This window comes from Parazoarcus sp. PS-13 R2A, from assembly GCF_057621855.1.
Genome location: NZ_JBYEXN010000020.1, coordinates 84,821 through 99,382 on the forward strand (window position 1 = coordinate 84,821; position 14,562 = coordinate 99,382).

The 14,562-nt window shown below is 64.5% G+C and carries 15 protein-coding genes; 7 read left to right on the forward strand and 8 right to left on the reverse strand.

Going from position 1 to position 14,562, the window contains the following annotated elements; translation table 11 throughout:
- Window positions 1-21: 21 nt before the first annotated feature.
- Window positions 22-1,098: a VanZ family protein gene (locus AC22G6_RS17115; protein WP_487367777.1), complete on the reverse strand. Its 1,077-nt coding sequence runs from the start codon at window positions 1,096-1,098 to the stop codon at window positions 22-24.
- A gap of 195 nt (window positions 1,099-1,293) precedes the next feature.
- Here AC22G6_RS17115 and AC22G6_RS17120 point away from each other — a divergent pair, with 195 nt between their 5' ends.
- Window positions 1,294-1,800, forward strand: a complete 507-nt coding sequence (locus AC22G6_RS17120) for a cytochrome C (RefSeq protein ID WP_487367778.1) — start codon at window positions 1,294-1,296, stop codon at window positions 1,798-1,800.
- Window positions 1,801-1,899: 99 nt separating this feature from the next.
- On the opposite strand, the gene AC22G6_RS17125 is transcribed toward AC22G6_RS17120, so the two are convergent.
- Entirely contained in the window at window positions 1,900-2,793 is an 894-nt protein-coding gene (locus AC22G6_RS17125; RefSeq protein ID WP_487367779.1) for a LysR family transcriptional regulator, read from the reverse strand.
- Window positions 2,794-2,973: 180 nt separating this feature from the next.
- Here AC22G6_RS17125 and AC22G6_RS17130 point away from each other — a divergent pair, with 180 nt between their 5' ends.
- On the forward strand, window positions 2,974-3,396 hold the full coding sequence (locus tag AC22G6_RS17130) for a TerB family tellurite resistance protein (protein ID WP_487367780.1): 423 nt from the start codon (window positions 2,974-2,976) through the stop codon (window positions 3,394-3,396).
- 42 nt (window positions 3,397-3,438) lie between these two features.
- Here AC22G6_RS17130 and AC22G6_RS17135 read toward each other — a convergent pair whose 3' ends face one another.
- Both AC22G6_RS17135 and AC22G6_RS17140 read right to left on the reverse strand, forming a co-directional pair.
- Complete coding sequence (locus AC22G6_RS17135) at window positions 3,439-4,497, reverse strand: AbrB family transcriptional regulator (protein WP_487367781.1); 1,059 nt, start codon at window positions 4,495-4,497, stop codon at window positions 3,439-3,441.
- A gap of 27 nt (window positions 4,498-4,524) precedes the next feature.
- Window positions 4,525-5,616 (reverse strand): ABC transporter substrate-binding protein, encoded by a 1,092-nt coding sequence (locus AC22G6_RS17140; protein ID WP_487367782.1) that lies wholly within the window; start codon window positions 5,614-5,616, stop codon window positions 4,525-4,527.
- 94 nt (window positions 5,617-5,710) lie between these two features.
- Here AC22G6_RS17140 and AC22G6_RS17145 point away from each other — a divergent pair, with 94 nt between their 5' ends.
- Entirely contained in the window at window positions 5,711-6,388 is a 678-nt protein-coding gene (locus AC22G6_RS17145) for a response regulator (protein WP_108950328.1), read from the forward strand.
- 6 nt (window positions 6,389-6,394) lie between these two features.
- Entirely contained in the window at window positions 6,395-7,801 is a 1,407-nt protein-coding gene (locus tag AC22G6_RS17150; RefSeq protein WP_487367783.1) for a sensor histidine kinase, read from the forward strand.
- 114 nt (window positions 7,802-7,915) lie between these two features.
- Here AC22G6_RS17150 and AC22G6_RS17155 read toward each other — a convergent pair whose 3' ends face one another.
- The 3 genes from AC22G6_RS17155 to AC22G6_RS17165 form a co-directional block, all read right to left on the reverse strand.
- Complete coding sequence (locus tag AC22G6_RS17155) at window positions 7,916-9,424, reverse strand: tripartite tricarboxylate transporter permease (protein WP_487367784.1); 1,509 nt, start codon at window positions 9,422-9,424, stop codon at window positions 7,916-7,918.
- 3 nt (window positions 9,425-9,427) lie between these two features.
- On the reverse strand, window positions 9,428-9,871 hold the full coding sequence (locus AC22G6_RS17160) for a tripartite tricarboxylate transporter TctB family protein (protein ID WP_487367785.1): 444 nt from the start codon (window positions 9,869-9,871) through the stop codon (window positions 9,428-9,430).
- A 98-nt stretch (window positions 9,872-9,969) separates the two neighbouring features.
- The gene (locus AC22G6_RS17165; RefSeq protein WP_487367786.1) at window positions 9,970-10,941 is read right to left on the reverse strand and encodes a Bug family tripartite tricarboxylate transporter substrate binding protein; all 972 of its coding nucleotides are present in this window, start codon (window positions 10,939-10,941) and stop codon (window positions 9,970-9,972) included.
- 460 nt (window positions 10,942-11,401) lie between these two features.
- Between AC22G6_RS17165 and AC22G6_RS17170 the strand changes: the two genes are divergently transcribed.
- Complete coding sequence (locus tag AC22G6_RS17170) at window positions 11,402-11,740, forward strand: P-II family nitrogen regulator (RefSeq protein ID WP_487367787.1); 339 nt, start codon at window positions 11,402-11,404, stop codon at window positions 11,738-11,740.
- A 10-nt stretch (window positions 11,741-11,750) separates the two neighbouring features.
- Window positions 11,751-13,142 (forward strand): ammonium transporter, encoded by a 1,392-nt coding sequence (locus AC22G6_RS17175; RefSeq protein ID WP_487367788.1) that lies wholly within the window; start codon window positions 11,751-11,753, stop codon window positions 13,140-13,142.
- 58 nt (window positions 13,143-13,200) lie between these two features.
- On the opposite strand, the gene AC22G6_RS17180 is transcribed toward AC22G6_RS17175, so the two are convergent.
- A complete protein-coding gene (locus AC22G6_RS17180; protein WP_108972248.1) occupies window positions 13,201-13,794 on the reverse strand; it encodes a helix-turn-helix domain-containing protein in 594 nt (197 codons plus the stop codon).
- A 150-nt stretch (window positions 13,795-13,944) separates the two neighbouring features.
- Here AC22G6_RS17180 and AC22G6_RS17185 point away from each other — a divergent pair.
- Window positions 13,945-14,562, forward strand: a 618-nt coding sequence (locus tag AC22G6_RS17185) for a formyltetrahydrofolate deformylase (protein ID WP_487367789.1), incomplete at its 3' end; no start/stop codon positions are given.

The following is a 14,562-nucleotide window of genomic DNA, read 5'->3' on the forward strand; positions in this document are numbered from 1 at the left end:
AGGTCTCCGTTGGTGTGCCGATTATAGGCGCCGCGGATTGTCGAGGTGTTCGCCCCGCCACAGGCCGAGTGCCGACAGGTAGGCCAGGGCGACGAAGGGCCAGATACTGGCAACAAGCTGGGTCAGACCGTGGAAATTGAGAAAGTTGCCACGGCTCAGGACAGTGTGGCCGTTGCTGAGGTAGGGGTTCTCCGGCATCAGGTTCACCAGCGCGGTGGCGGCGAGCAGCATGGTGCCGGCCACGGCGTGCTGGATCACCCGTGGCAGCAGCAGAGCCGCGGCGAGCAGGCCGGTGCCGACGATCAGCCCTTTCTCCGCACCCGGCGTAACCCACGCCAGGGGATCGGTGGGCATGAAGAAAGTAGCCGCCGCGAGCGTCTTGGCGCCGATGCCGAGCGCGAGCAGAACCAGGATCGGCCATGGTGCGGCAGTGCGCATCATGCAGCGGGCGAAAAGGCCGATGGCGACGATGGTGCAGGCGGTGAGCGCGGCCTCGAAGGCGATGAAGCGCTCGGGGCGGAAGGGCAGCGGAGGCGGAATCGACAGCATGCGGCGGATGTCGCCGCTGCCGAACAGCAGGCTGTCGGGTGTGAGCTGGGTGAGCAGCCACAGTCCGAGCAGAATCAGCCCGGCATCGCCGGTATGGCCACCGATGAAGTGTTCGCTGCGCCAGCGTGCCAGTCCGGCCTGGGGGGCGAACAGGCGCCTGCCGCAGCACGCGCCCAGCGCCGCGCCGATCAGGCCACCGGCGCTGTTGGCGCCGAGGTCGATGTTGCTCGATACCCGCGATGGCAGAAAGTGCTGGACCGTCTCAAGCCCGAAGCTGAACAGGATCGTACCCAGCGTCGTCACCACGATGATGCGCAGCGCCGGCCAGCTCGCGGGCAGGCCGGCAGCGACAATGAAGCCCAGCGGGATATAGCCGAGCACATTGAACACCAGATCCTCGATCTGGAAATACTTCGGCCACGGCGCAGTCAGGTAGTCGAACAGCGGCAAACCGCTCTCGCGCCAGCCGGCAAACGGGTGCAGGCAGGCGTAGGCCACCAGCAGGGCGTATGCGAAGGCGAGATTGTGGGAGAGCGATGAGCGCGGCACGAATTGGCGAACGGGTGTGATGGTGATGCCCGAGTCTATCCGACTGGCGCAGACGCTGCAGTTTGCTGTCCGCACCGGGCTAGGAAAAATTTAGGATTCGCGTAGGGCTCTTTTAGCAAGCCGGGATATGGCAGCGGATTAACCTTGCCGCGTGGAATTTCGACCACGTAACGTATGGTGAGGAAGACGATGAAAATGACTTGCATGTCCTGGGGCGCACTGCTGGCGCTGGGGCTTTTCTGCGGTATGCCGGCCCGCGCTGCGGACGGTGCGGCGGCTCAGGCACACGACCGGGGACGCTATCTGGTCGTGATCGGTGGCTGTAACGACTGTCACACACCCGGCTATCCCGAGGCCGGGGGCAAGTTGCCCGAGAAGCAATGGCTGGTCGGGAGCCAGGTGGGATTCCAGGGGCCGTGGGGCGTGACCTATCCATCCAATCTGCGCCTGTCGGTACAGAAGATGACCGAAGCACAGTGGATTGCCCATGCACGTACCGCGATGCGACCGCCGATGCCGTCGCCCAGCCTGATCGCGATGAGCGACAGGGACCTCAAGGCCATCTACCGCTACATCCGCAAACTTGGCGGGACGGGCGCCCCGGCGCCCGACTACGTGCCACCCGGTCAGGCGGTGAGCACCCCGTACATCGAGTTCGTGCCCAAGAACCTGCCGCCGGTCATTGCCGGTGCCGGCTCATGAGGCCTTCGCATGTCAGGCCTCACCGGCCTTTGCTCGCAGGCGCAATGCCATCGGGATTGCATCCGGTCCGCTGTCGCGGTGGCGGACCGGTGCGCCCGGTCAGGGCATGGCTTCGCGCGCACGCTGGCTGATTGCCTGCATGGCGGGATGGGAGAGTTTGCGTTCGGTCGTGATGGCAAAGATCTGCTCCCTGACCTTGTCGATCTCTCCCACCACCTGCACCTTGTACTGCTCGCAGATATACGTTGCGATTGCGCGTGGCCCCACGAACAGCCCGGCACCCGCCTGGCCGAATGCCTTCATCAGCGCGCTGTCGTCGAACTCGGCCACGATCCGGGGCTGGACCTTGCTGCGCTCCAGCCATTGCAGCAAGGCTGGCCGGTAGGCGACGTCTTCGCCCGGCAGCAGAAACGGTGCGCGGTCGAGCAGTGCCGGGAAGCCGGCCGGCAGACGGGCAGCGAGGCCCGCGCTGGCAAAAACCGATAACGGACTCTCGCCCAGCAAGTGGCTGAAGCCACGCACGCTGACGCCGGGGGGCAGGGGACGGTCGGCGATGACGATGTCGAGCCGATGCACGGCAAGCTCTCCGAGCAGGTTCTCCAGCCGGCCTTCGCGGCACACCAGGCGCGGCGCGTTGTCGAGCTGGAGTGCGGGCTCGATCAGCTGATACACAACCGATTTCGGCATGGCGTCCGCAATGCCGATGCGAAAAGGCAGCGGAATGCTCAGGGACTCGTCGCGCATCAGTTCGACGATCTGGTCGCCGAGCGCGAAGATCTCATCGGCGTGACCCAGGATGCGTCGCCCGGCATCGGTGAGCTCGAGCCGACGTCCGACGCGGCGGAACAGGCTGGCACCCAGGCTGGTTTCCAGGGTCGTGAGCTGGGCGCTGATCGAGTGCGGCGTCAGGTGCAGCAGCTTGGCGGCCTGCGCAATGCTGCCTGCGCGCGCAACGGTCCAGAAGTAGCGCAGATGCTTGTAGTTGAGCGTCATCGTGCCAATACATCCAAAAAATCGATGTGATGCGTCAATATATTCGACTTTATCGTGTATTGGCCATCGCCTATCTTGATTACGCAGTCAGCGCATTTCGCCTGACCGTCGATGGACCCGCAGCGCTCGGCAGCAATCGCAGCCGACTGCGTGGCCCGATTCGATCATGGAGAAACAGACATGCGTCAATATGCAACCGATAGCACCCAGGCCGCCGCCCGTATTCTGGCCCTCACCATCCTGGCCGATGGCGGACTGGATCAGGCAGAACTGAATTCCGTCACCCGCTCGGAGGCCGCCAGACGGCTGCAGATCGCCGAGGCGGATTTCGAGCGGGTGTTGCAGGAATATTGCCAGGACCTGCTGCAGGGCGCCGACTATCTGGACGGCATCGCCTTGCGCCTGGCACCAGAGGTGCTGCGCGGACTGCTTGGCGAAATTCGCGACCCGGCGTTCCAGCAGCTGATCCTGCGCACGATGCACGACATCGTCGAAGCGGACGGCATCACGACGGAGGAAGAGGTCGCCCTGCTGTCGCAAACCGCAGCGGCATGGTCCGTCTCTGCCGCTGCCAGGCCGGTGTCGGGCAGTCGAGGCGCGTGACGACGATGGTGCGCCGAATGCCTGCCGGCGCCCCGGCGCCTGTCAGCCGGTGATGCGCAGGAAGACCTTGTACAGCGATGGTGCGCCGACCGTGAGCACCATGACCCGCAAGGCATGGCACACGGTCACCATCGGCACGCCGAGGTGCAGTACCTTGGCGGTGATGCACATCTCCGCCACGCCACCCGGTGCGGCAGACAGCACCAGGGTGGCAAACGGGGTGTCCGACACGCTGGTGGCAACGTAGGCGAGCACGCAGCCAAGGGCGACGGCGAACAGCGCGGAAAGGGTTGCGACCGCCAGAAAATGCGGTGCTGCACGAAAGAACGAGGGTGAGAAGCGGCAACCCAGCGCGCAGCCAATCAGCAACTGGCCGCCGTTGATCACCCACCAGGGCAGCGCCGACAGGCTGATGCCGAGTGCGGTCACCAGCCCCACCCCGATCAGCGGCCCCAGCACCCATGCATTGCCGATGCGCAGCGCTGTCAGCAGGCCCACCCCGCACAGGCTGGCGCCGACCAGCGCAGGCAGCTGTTCCGGCAGCACCGCGGTTGACAGCGGGGTGTACAGGTCGGAGCCGTGTGCGCCGAACCAGCTCAGGCCGAACGGCACCACGGCCACCACCACCATCACCCGCAGGGCGTGGGCGGCGGCGATGCGGTCGATGGCACCGCCGAAGCGCTCGGCGACCACGGCCATTTCGGAAGCGCCGCCGGGCAGCGACGCAAAGAAGGCCGTGGGCTTGTCCACCGCTGCCAGGCGGGCGGTGAGCAAGGCACACAGCAGACCCACCACCAGCGCGCCCCCCGAGATGATGGTGACCAGCAACAGGTTGTCGAGCAGCAGGCGGATGACCTCCGGGGTGAAGTACAGCCCGAGCGCGGTGCCAATGGCCCACTGGCCCGCGTGCCGTCCGCCGGGTGGCCCTTGCAGCGGGGCGCCGAGAATGCGCAGCAGTGCGATCGCGAACAGGGGCCCGATCATCCACGGCAGGGGGCTATGAACGGCCTGTGCGGCGGCGCCGGCGGCGGTGGCGAGGACCAGCGTCAGACAGATGAGGGCAGTCGCGCGGAGATGACCGGCGAGCGGACGTTGGGACATGGATGGATTTCGGTTCAATGCGGTGCTTCACGGCTGTGGTGCGATGGTGTCGCGCCACTGGATCAGGAAGTCACGGCCCTTGAGTTGGTCGAGGTAGGTGAGCAGGCCGGAGCCGATGCGAATCGGGCGGAATGCGCTGCCGAGTTCCCTGTCGAGGTTGTCCGCAGCTTCGTCGTTGGGTACGTCGGTCCGCACCGAGTAGAAGCCGGGGCTGCGCGACAGCAAGCGCTGGCCGCGCATCGACAGCAGGTAGTCGAGCCACAGGCGTGCCGCATTCGGATGCTTCGCCTGACGCGCGATGAAGGCCACGCGGCTCATTATCAGGGTGTAGTCGTTCGGCAGCACCACCCCCAGTCTCGGATCCTGTTCCGCGCGGAGTTGGGCATAGGAGCCGAGCAGGTTGTAACCCAGCGTGGCCTGGCCTGCCGCGATGCGGTCGAGCATGTCCGCGGTCGAGGGTTCGGTCTGCACGCCGAGGCGTCCGAACGCTTCTGCGAGGCGCCAGAACACGACCGGATTGGCGAGCACGTCCTGACTGTGGAGCAGAAAGCCGAGGCCCGAGCGTGCAGGGTCGTAGGTAATCAGCCTGCCCCGCAACTGCGCCGGGGCGCGGGCCAGCAGGCGCAGCAGCTCCGCATGACTGCGGGGCACATCGTCGGCATGCATGAGCTCGCGGTTGTACACCATGGCGACCGGCTCGAGGCTGGTGCCGAAGGCTTCGTCCTTCCACACCGCCCACTTCGGCAGTGCCGCAGTCTCGTTGGACTGGTAGACCTGAGCATGGCCGTCGTTGACCAGCTTCACCTGCAGGTCCATGGCCGAACTCCACACCAGATCGGCACCCCCGCCTGCCCTGGCCTCGGACACGAACTGGCGGTAGAGCTCGGTGGAGCTCATGTCGCGATAGTCGACGCGGACATCGGGGTAGAGCTTGCCGAAATCCTCGATCAGGGGCCGGGCGACGCTGATGTCGGTGGCGGCGTAGATCACCACAACGCCCTCGCGCCTCGCTGCAGCCTCGATGTCGGACGTGGTTGCGGCGAGCGTTGTCTGCGCTGCGCCGAACAGTGCGCATGCGAGGAGGAGCAGCCGGGTCAGGGCGGGTGGCAGTCGAATCACGAGCTTCCTCCGGTTTTCATGGGCGAAGCTTTGCACGAAAGATTTTTTCCGGCAGGATAATCGGCCCTCAACCTTTCGATCCACTTTCATTACCATGCGTCTGCTTCTCGTTGAAGATCATGCGGACCTGGCCGAGTGGGTGTCGAAGGCCCTGATTCAGGCCGGTTACGCGGTCGACGTGATGACCCGCGGCGACCATGCCGACCATGCGCTGGTGACGCAGCCCTACGATGCGGTCATCCTCGACCTGTCGCTGCCCGGCCTGGATGGCCTCGAGGTGTTGCGGCGGATGCGCGAGCGCGAGGCGACCGCACAGATCCCGGTGCTGGTGCTGACCGCACGCAGCAGCACCGAGGACAAGGTGCGTGGCCTCAACCTCGGGGCGGACGATTACCTGCCCAAGCCCTTCGACCTTTCGGAGCTCGAGGCCCGCATCAAGGCCTTGTTGCGACGTGCGGGCAACCTGGTGCCGACCGTGCGCATCGGCAGGCTCGAGTTCGACATCACCTCCCGCCTTGCGAGCGTGGAGCGCAAGCCGCTGGCCCTGACGCCGCGCGAACTGGCGGTGCTTGAAGTGCTGATCTCGCGCCAGGGGCGACCGGTCGCGCGCGAAACCCTGTTCGAAAAGATCTTCGCCTTCGACGAGGAGGCGCGCGCCGAAGCGATCGAGATCTACGTTCACCGCTTGCGCAAGAAGCTCGAAGGCTCCGGTGCGGTGGTGACCACGCTGCGCGGTCTGGGTTACCTGATCGATGAAGCCGTCGAGGACTGACGCACCGTGGCGGTAAAGCGCAGCGTCAGCCTGCGGCGACGGGTTGCGGTCTGGTTGCTGCCCTCGCTGCTTGTGCTGCTGCTCATCAATGCCGTGCTCTCCTATCTGGGTGCGCTCGCTGCGGTCAATCGCGCCTACGACCGCTCGCTGACGGCCTCGATCCAGTCGATCGCCGAACAGGTGCATTCGCTGGAGGGCACGATCTCGGTGAATGTCCCGTATTCGGCGTTCGAGGTGTTCGACGAAGGCATGCAGGAGCGCATCTTCTACGCGGTGCTCGGCCCCAACGGCAGCCTGGTGACCGGTTACGACGATCTCGTGCCGCCCGATGGACTGGTCGACGACGGTCCGCTGCGCATCGTCGACAGTCAATACCGCGGCGAGGGCGTGCGCGTCGGTGCCATCAAGAAGCGCCTGTACGACCCCGCTCTCGAGGGCGGCGATGCAGCAACAATCGTCTTTGCCGAAACGACCGAATCCCGCGTGACCCTGGCGCGGGAGCTGTTCTTCGACAGCCTGCGCCGTCAGTTGTTGCTGGTGGTGCTGGGCGCGGTGGTGCTGGTGTTCGTGATGACCTCCGCGTTCAGGCCGCTGCTCGAATTGCGCGAAGCTATTCGCCGGCGGGACGAAGAGGATCTGACGCCGATCGTGGCAGATGGCGCGCCGAGCGAGGTACGGCCCCTGATCGACGCCATCAATCACCACACCGAGCGCCTGTCGGGCATGCTCGCCGCGCGTCGGCGCTTTCTCGCCGATGCCGCGCACCAGATCCGCACGCCGCTGGCCGTGCTCAGCACCCAGGCCGAGTATGGTCTGCGCCTCGACGACCTAACCGAGATCCGCCATGCCTTCAAGAGTCAGCTCGGTACCATTCGCAGCACGCGCCGGATGGCGGACCAGATGCTGGCGCTGTCGCACGCCGAGTCGGTGGATCGCTCGGTCGAGGGGCTGCAGGCGGTGGATGTCAGCCGGCTTGCGCGCGAGGTGGCTGGCGAGCTGGTGCCCGTGGCGCTGCGCAAGCGCATCGACCTCGCCTTCGAGGACGGTGGCGAAGCCATGGTCGCCGGCAACCTGCAGATGTTGCGCGAGCTGACCGCGAATCTGCTCGATAACGCGATTCGCTACAGCCCCCCCGATACGCAGGTGGTGATTGCCACCGGGGTCACGCCTGACCGCGTGGCACTGTGCGTCAGTGATCAGGGGCCGGGGATTCCGCCCGCGGAGCGGGGCAAGGTGTTCCAGCGCTTCTACCGCATTCTTGGGCAGGACAAGGCGCCGGGCAGCGGCCTGGGGCTCGCGATCGTGCGCGAGATCGTCCTTGCGCATGGCGGCAGCATCACGCTCGACGCTGGAGCCGATGGGCGTGGCCTGATGGTGCTGGTGGAGTTTCCGCGCGCGCAGTCCGCTGCCTGAGCGCGGGCAAAAAAAATCGGGGCGCCGAAGCGCCCCGAATAAGGATGTGTCGCAAGTTTGGACACGACACATCATTGCAGGCCTGACGGGGAGGAGGTCCGCCAGGCCCTTGAACTACGCGGCAGCCTGCGGGTTGCGGCGTGCATCGATCGCCTTGGCCAGGCGCGGCCCGACGAGCATCGCGATTGCGGCTACCCACAGTCCGATCGCGATCGGACTCGAGACCAGGATGTCGAGCTCGCCATTGCTGATCGACAGCGCCCGGCGCAGGTTCTGCTCCATCATGTCGCCGAGCACGAAGCCGAGGATGAAGGGCGCCATCGGGAAGTTCATCGCCCGCAGCAGGAAGCCGAAGCCGCCCAGCAGGGTGCCGACGATGAGGTCGAAGGTGGTGCCATGCACCGCATACACGCCGACCATCGACACTGCAGCAACGCCGGGTACCAGGACCCAGTTCGGGATCTGCAGGAACTTCACGAACAGCTTTACCAGCGGGATGTTCATCAGCACCAGCATCACGCTGCAGATGGCGAGCGAGGCGATCAGGCCCCACACGATCACCGGCTGGTCCTGGAACAGGGTCGGGCCCGGCGTGATGTTGTACAGCGTGAGTGCGCCGATCATCACCGCGGTGGTGCCCGAGCCGGGTACGCCCAGGGTCAGCATCGGGATCAGCGAACCGTAGGCCGAGGCATTGTTCGCCGCTTCCGGCGCTGCCACGCCGCGGACGTCGCCTTCGCCAAAGCTGTGATCCTTGCCGGCCATGCGGCGCTCCATCGAGTAGGTCATCGCGGATGCGATCGAGGCGCCCGCGCCGGGCAGCACGCCAACGAAGAAACCCACCACCGATGAGCGCAGGATGGTCCACTTGGCGCGCATGAATTCCTGCGTGTTGAACATCGTGCGCCCGGTCACCTCGACCGGCTGCACGCCGCCATGATGGCTTTGCAGCATCAGCATCAGTTCGCTGACCGCAAACAGGCCGATCACGACCACGATGAAGGGGATGCCGTCCGACAGATGGAGCAGATCGAAGGTGTAGCGATAGACGCCGCTGTTGGCGTCAATACCCACGCACGACAGCATCAGGCCGATCAGTACGCCGACCATGGCCTTGAGCAGCGAGTCGCCCACCAGACCGCCGAGGCAGGACAGGGCCAGCACCATCAGCGCGAAATACTCCGCGGGTCCGAACGCCAGCGCCCAGTTGGCGAGCAGTGGGGCGAAGGCGACGATGCCGAAGGTGGCGATGATGGCGCCGGTGAACGAGGCGACGGCCGAGATCGACAGCGCCGGTCCGGCCAGTCCCATCTTGGCCATCGGATAGCCGTCGAGCGTGGTCATGACCGCGCCGGCATCTCCCGGTACGTTGATCAGGATGGCCGAGATGCGGCCGCCGAACTCGCAGCCCGAATACACTGCGGCGAGCAGGATCAGCGCCGACTCGGGCGGCAGTTTCATGGCGTAGGCGATGGGCAGCAGGATGGCGACCCCGTTGATCGGCCCCAGTCCCGGCAGCATGCCGATGATCGTGCCCAGAAAGGCGCCGATCAGGCAGATCAGGAGATTGGTCGGGGTCCCGGCGACGGCGAAGCCGTCAAGCAGATGTGAAATGACTTCCATGACTTACCCCAGTAGTGGCTTGAGCCAGAGGCCCGTCGGCAATACGACGTCCAGCAGCCGGTCGAAGATCAGGAACAGCGATATGCCGAGCCCGGCGCCCGCGATCAGCGACTGCTTCCAGGTGCCGCCGAAAAAGCGTGCCAGCGGAATGCTCATGAGCGCGGTGGAAATGACGAAGCCCAGCTTGTCGAACAGGAACGCGTAGGCCAGGATCACTGCAAACATGCCGCCAACGCGCACCAGCGTGGGCGATGGCGCCCATTCGGTGGCGGGGCGCTTGCTCAGCATCAGGCCGAGCGAGCACACGCCCAGCAGGGCGAAGACCAGCAGCGGGAAGGCACGGGGGCCCACCGGTTCATACGAGATCGGGGCCTTGAGGTCCCAACCGGAATAGATGCCGCCTGCAGAGAGCAGGAGCAGAAAAACGCCGAAAATGCGTTCGCTCATGGTGTCCTCCAGTCGCGTGAAATGGGCCCGTGTACAGTCGCGGGCACCGCCGTGGCGGTACCCGTCTGGTCAGCACACCGGAACCGGTACAGAGATGCTTACTGCGCGACCATCCCGAACTCCTTGGCGAGTTCGGCGTAGTGCTTGACGCGTTCCTTCACGTAGGCGTCGAGCTTGGCGCCGGTGAGGTCGAGCGGGAACAGACCCTGGGTTTCACGCAGCTTCGCGAACTCGGGGGAGGCGAGCATCTTGTCGAAGGTTGCAACCCACCATTTGTAGTCGGCGTCGGAGACCTTCGGGCCCATGTAGTAGCCGCGGATGATCGGCCACTGGACGTCGTAACCCTGCTCCTTGGCCGTGGCCACGCCACTCAGTTCGCCCGGCAGACGGTCCGCGGCGAGCACGCCCAGCACACGGATGCGCCCGCCCTTCATCTGCGCAGCCACTTCCGAAGCGTCGCCCGAATACACCTGGACGTGACCGCCCTGCAGCGCGGTCATGGCCTCGCCACCGCCCTCGAAGGCAACGTAACGCATGGTCTTGAAGTCGATGCCGGCCGCTTTGGCGACCAGCGCGGACTTCATCCAGTCCTGGCTGCCGACCGAACCACCGGCTCCGAACACGACCTTGCTCGGGTCGGCCTTGATGGCGGCCATCAGTTCCTTGAGGTTGGTGAAGGGCGAGTCGGCACGAACGATGATGGCGCCGTAGTCGGCACCGGCCGAACCGAGCCACTTCACGTCGTCGACGCTGTAGCGGCCGAACTTGCCGATGGCCAGGTTGAGCAGCGAGCCACCGGAGAAGGCCACGATGGTGCCGCCTTCATCGGGACGCTGTGCGATCACGGTGTTGTAGGCAACTGCGCCGATACCACCCGGCATGTAGGTCACGCGCATCGGGGCATCGATGAACTTGCCATTCTGCAGACCGCCCTGCACGAGCTTGCAGGTCAGGTCGAAACCGCCGCCGGGCTTGGCGGGCGCGATGCACTCGGGCTTCTCCGGCGCGGCGGCGTGGGCGCTGCCCAGGGCAAGGGTGGCGGCAATGGCAATAAGGGTCTTGTTCAACATCTCGGGTCTCCTCCGTTATGCAATCTCATCCAGTCGTCGCGCAAAGGGCGCTGACGACGCGTGACGGAAGATACGAGGCACTGCTTTCGATCTGCTTTCAGTCTGAAAGAAACTGCGCCGACCCATCCTGCTGGCGAAGCAGGCATCGCCGCGCCGGTCAGCATTCCGCCGTGCGCGCGCCGCCGCACCCGACACCCGGACCTCCCGTCACTGCCGCGCCACGGCGCATTCGCGGTCCATCGTGGTGCGCATTCAGGCCTCAGGCCGCATTTTTGTGCATGAATCAAATATTCATACAGGTAAATCGTTGATTTTTCTGATGGCGCTGACTTGGCACGGCTCCTGCTTTTCATGTGAGGAAACATTTTTTCTTCAGGCGTAATACAGGGAGTTTCTAAAACATGAACATGAACATGAACAGGACAGCAGCGGTGCCGATGCCGGCGCAAAGGCGTGCGCAATGAAATTCATCAGCGCAATCATCAAGCCGTTCAAGCTCGACGAAGTGCGTATGGCACTGGCAGAGGTGGGTGTGCAGGGGCTCACCGTCACCGACGTCAAGGGTTTCGGACGCCAGAAGGGGCACACCGAGCTCTACCGCGGGGCCGAGTACGTGGTGGATTTTCTGCCCAAGACCAAGGTTGAGGTCGCGGTGGACGATGCGCTGGTCGATGCCGCCGTCGCCGCGATCGAGAAGTCTGCCGTCACCGGCAAGATCGGCGACGGAAAGATCTTCGTTTTCGATCTTCTCAATGCCGTACGAATCCGCACCGGTGAGTCCGGTGCGCAGGCCCTGTAAGGAGAACATGATGCAAAGAATTTTCGCGCCGCTGGCGATGCTGTTCGCCATGCTGTTCATGTCGCCCGCCTGGGCAGACACGGTTGCTGCACCGGTACCCGACAAGGGCGACGTCACCTGGCTGATCGTGTCGACCCTGCTCGTGGTGATGATGGCTGCACCCGGCCTGGGGCTGTTCTACGGCGGCATGGTTCGCGCCAAGAACATGCTCTCGGTGCTGATGCAGACCCTGGTGGTGTTCTGCATGCTTGGCATCCTGTGGGCGATCTACGGCTACTCGCTCGCCTTCACCGAAGGCAATGCCTTCATTGGTGGCTTCGACAAGCTCTTCCTGCAGGGTGTGACGGCGGATTCGCTGACCGGCACCTTCAGCAAGGGCGTGGTCGTGCCCGAGTTCATCTACATCGCCTTCCAGCTCACCTTCGCCGCCATTACCCCGGCACTGATCGTGGGTGCCTTCGCCGAGCGCATCAAGTTCTCGGCGGTGCTGGTCTTCATGGCGCTGTGGTTCACCTTCTCCTATCTGCCGCTGGCGCACATGGTGTGGTTCTGGGCCGGTCCTGACGCCTATACCAGCGCTGAGGCTGCCGATGCCGCAACCGCGACGGCAGGCTTCCTGTTCCAGAAGGGTGCGCTCGACTTTGCCGGTGGCACGGTGGTGCACATCAATGCCGGTATCGCCGCGCTGGTCGCCGCGATCATGGTGGGCAAGCGCCTTGGTTACGGCCGCGAAACCATGGCTCCGCACAACCTGCCGATGACGATGGTCGGCGGCTCGCTGCTGTGGGTGGGCTGGTTCGGCTTCAACGTCGGTTCCAACATGGAAGCCACCGGTGTCGCCACGCTGGCGGTCATCAACACCATGCTCGCAACCTGCGCCGCCACCTTCGCGTGGACGCTGACCGAGTGGGCGCGCAAGGGCAAGCCTTCAATGCTTGGCGCGATCTCGGGTGCGATCGCCGGCCTGGTGGTCATCACCCCCGCGTGCGGCTTCGTTGGCCCGATGGGCAGCCTGATCATGGGCGGTCTGGTCGGCGTGATCTGCTACTGGGGCGTCAATGGCCTCAAGCGTGCGCTCGGCGTGGATGACTCGCTCGACGTGTTCGGTGTGCATGGCATTGGCGGCATCGTCGGCGCGCTGCTGACGGGCGTGTTTGCCGCGCCTTCGCTTGGCGGTACCGGGGTGTGGGACTACGTCACCGACTCGGTCGCCGAGTACGACATGATGTCGCAGGTAATCGCCCAGGCCTGGGGTGTGGGTACAGCCGTGGTGTGGTCTGCCGTGGTGTCCTTCATTGCCCTGAAGCTGGTCGATCTGACCATCGGTCTGCGTGTCTCTGAAGAAGAAGAGCGCGAAGGCCTGGACATCAGCTCGCACGGCGAAACCGCCTATCACTCCTGATCGGAAGGGTGTTCGTGGCCTGCCGCCGGTATCGGCGGCAGGCCACAGGCATTCAGGGTCAGGCCGGGTTCGGGTACATCAGGATGCTCAGAAAGCGGATCGGGCACTGGATCATTTTTTCCGGCCCATGCGGAACCTCGCCATCGAAGGTGAGGGCGTCGCCCGGGTTGAGCACATAGGTGTGCTGGCCATGACGGTATTCGATGCTGCCCTCGAGCATGTAGATGAACTCGGTGCCGGGGTGCTCGAAGATCGGAAAGGTTTCGGATTCGTGATCAATCGTGATCAGGAAGGGTTCGAAGGTCTTTGTCGGCCCCTGGCCGTAAGACAGCAAATGGTAGGTGTGGCCGCGCTTCGTGCCGCGCCGCACCACTTCCATGCCGTCGCCCTTCGGCACCAGCTGGGCGCTGCCGGACGGAACGTCATAGCTCTTGAACAGCGTGGCGAGTGAAACACCCAGCGCCTGCGCAAGGCGGGACAGGGTTTCCAGGCTGGTCGCAGTCTGGGCGTTCTCGATCTTGGACAGCATGCCGCGGCTGATGTTGGCGAGCGTGGCGACGTCGGCAATCGTGAGTCCGTGCTTGAGCCGGATCTCGCGCAGCGTGTTGCCCAGATAGCGCTCGAGACTCCCCGTCGAGGTCGACTCGGACATGTTTTCTCCTTTGAAAAACAGGTGTTTCCAGAATTATTGCATAAGGTCCGGAAGCTCGGGTTTCCTGTAAAGAAATAAAGTTGACTTAGAAAATGCTGCTGTGCAGAATGTGAATCATTAGTTCGTCACATGAAACTTCAGAGGCCTTGCATGTCACCACCGCGTCGCTACACCTTGTCGCTTTCCTGCCCGGATCGGGTGGGGGTCGTCGCCGCTGTCAGCAGCTTTCTCGCCGGCCACCAGGGCTGGATTACCGAGGCGAACCACCACGCGGACGTGGATGGCAAGCGCTTCTTCATGCGCCAGGAGATCCTGGCCGACTCGCTGCCTTTCGACATCGATGTGCTGCGCGAGAAGTTCGCGCCGATCGCACGTGAATTCGGCATGGACTGGAAGATCAGCGACAGCGCGCGCAAGAAGCGTGTGGTGGTGATGGTGAGCAAGCAGGAGCACTGCCTGTACGACCTGCTGTCGCGCTGGCATGCCGATGAGCTGAACATCGAGATCCCGTGCGTGATCTCCAACCACGAGACCTTCCGCGGGCTGGTGGAGTGGCACGGCATTCCCTTCCATCACGTGCCGGTCACGCCCGATACCAAGGCCGAGGCCTATGCCAAGGTCGAGGACCTGTACCGCGAGGCGCGGGGCGACGTGATGGTGCTGGCGCGCTACATGCAGATCCTGTCGCCGGGGCTGTGCGAGCGCTACCCGGGCCAGATCATCAACATCCACCACAGCTTCCTGCCCAGCTTCGTCGGCGCCAAGCCC

What these genes read in the sequence shown, in the direction of transcription:
- AC22G6_RS17120 (WP_487367778.1), top strand. Translation starts at nt 1,294, where the DNA reads ATGACTTGCATGTCCTGGGGCGCACTGCTGGCGCTGGGGCTTTTCTGC.
- AC22G6_RS17125 (WP_487367779.1), bottom strand. Translation starts at nt 2,793, where the DNA reads ATGACGCTCAACTACAAGCATCTGCGCTACTTCTGGACCGTTGCGCGC.
- AC22G6_RS17130 (WP_487367780.1), top strand. Translation starts at nt 2,974, where the DNA reads ATGCGTCAATATGCAACCGATAGCACCCAGGCCGCCGCCCGTATTCTG.
- AC22G6_RS17135 (WP_487367781.1), bottom strand. Translation starts at nt 4,497, where the DNA reads ATGTCCCAACGTCCGCTCGCCGGTCATCTCCGCGCGACTGCCCTCATC.
- AC22G6_RS17145 (WP_108950328.1), top strand. Translation starts at nt 5,711, where the DNA reads ATGCGTCTGCTTCTCGTTGAAGATCATGCGGACCTGGCCGAGTGGGTG.
- AC22G6_RS17155 (WP_487367784.1), bottom strand. Translation starts at nt 9,424, where the DNA reads ATGGAAGTCATTTCACATCTGCTTGACGGCTTCGCCGTCGCCGGGACC.
- AC22G6_RS17160 (WP_487367785.1), bottom strand. Translation starts at nt 9,871, where the DNA reads ATGAGCGAACGCATTTTCGGCGTTTTTCTGCTCCTGCTCTCTGCAGGC.
- AC22G6_RS17165 (WP_487367786.1), bottom strand. Translation starts at nt 10,941, where the DNA reads ATGTTGAACAAGACCCTTATTGCCATTGCCGCCACCCTTGCCCTGGGC.
- AC22G6_RS17170 (WP_487367787.1), top strand. Translation starts at nt 11,402, where the DNA reads ATGAAATTCATCAGCGCAATCATCAAGCCGTTCAAGCTCGACGAAGTG.
- AC22G6_RS17175 (WP_487367788.1), top strand. Translation starts at nt 11,751, where the DNA reads ATGCAAAGAATTTTCGCGCCGCTGGCGATGCTGTTCGCCATGCTGTTC.
- AC22G6_RS17180 (WP_108972248.1), bottom strand. Translation starts at nt 13,794, where the DNA reads ATGTCCGAGTCGACCTCGACGGGGAGTCTCGAGCGCTATCTGGGCAAC.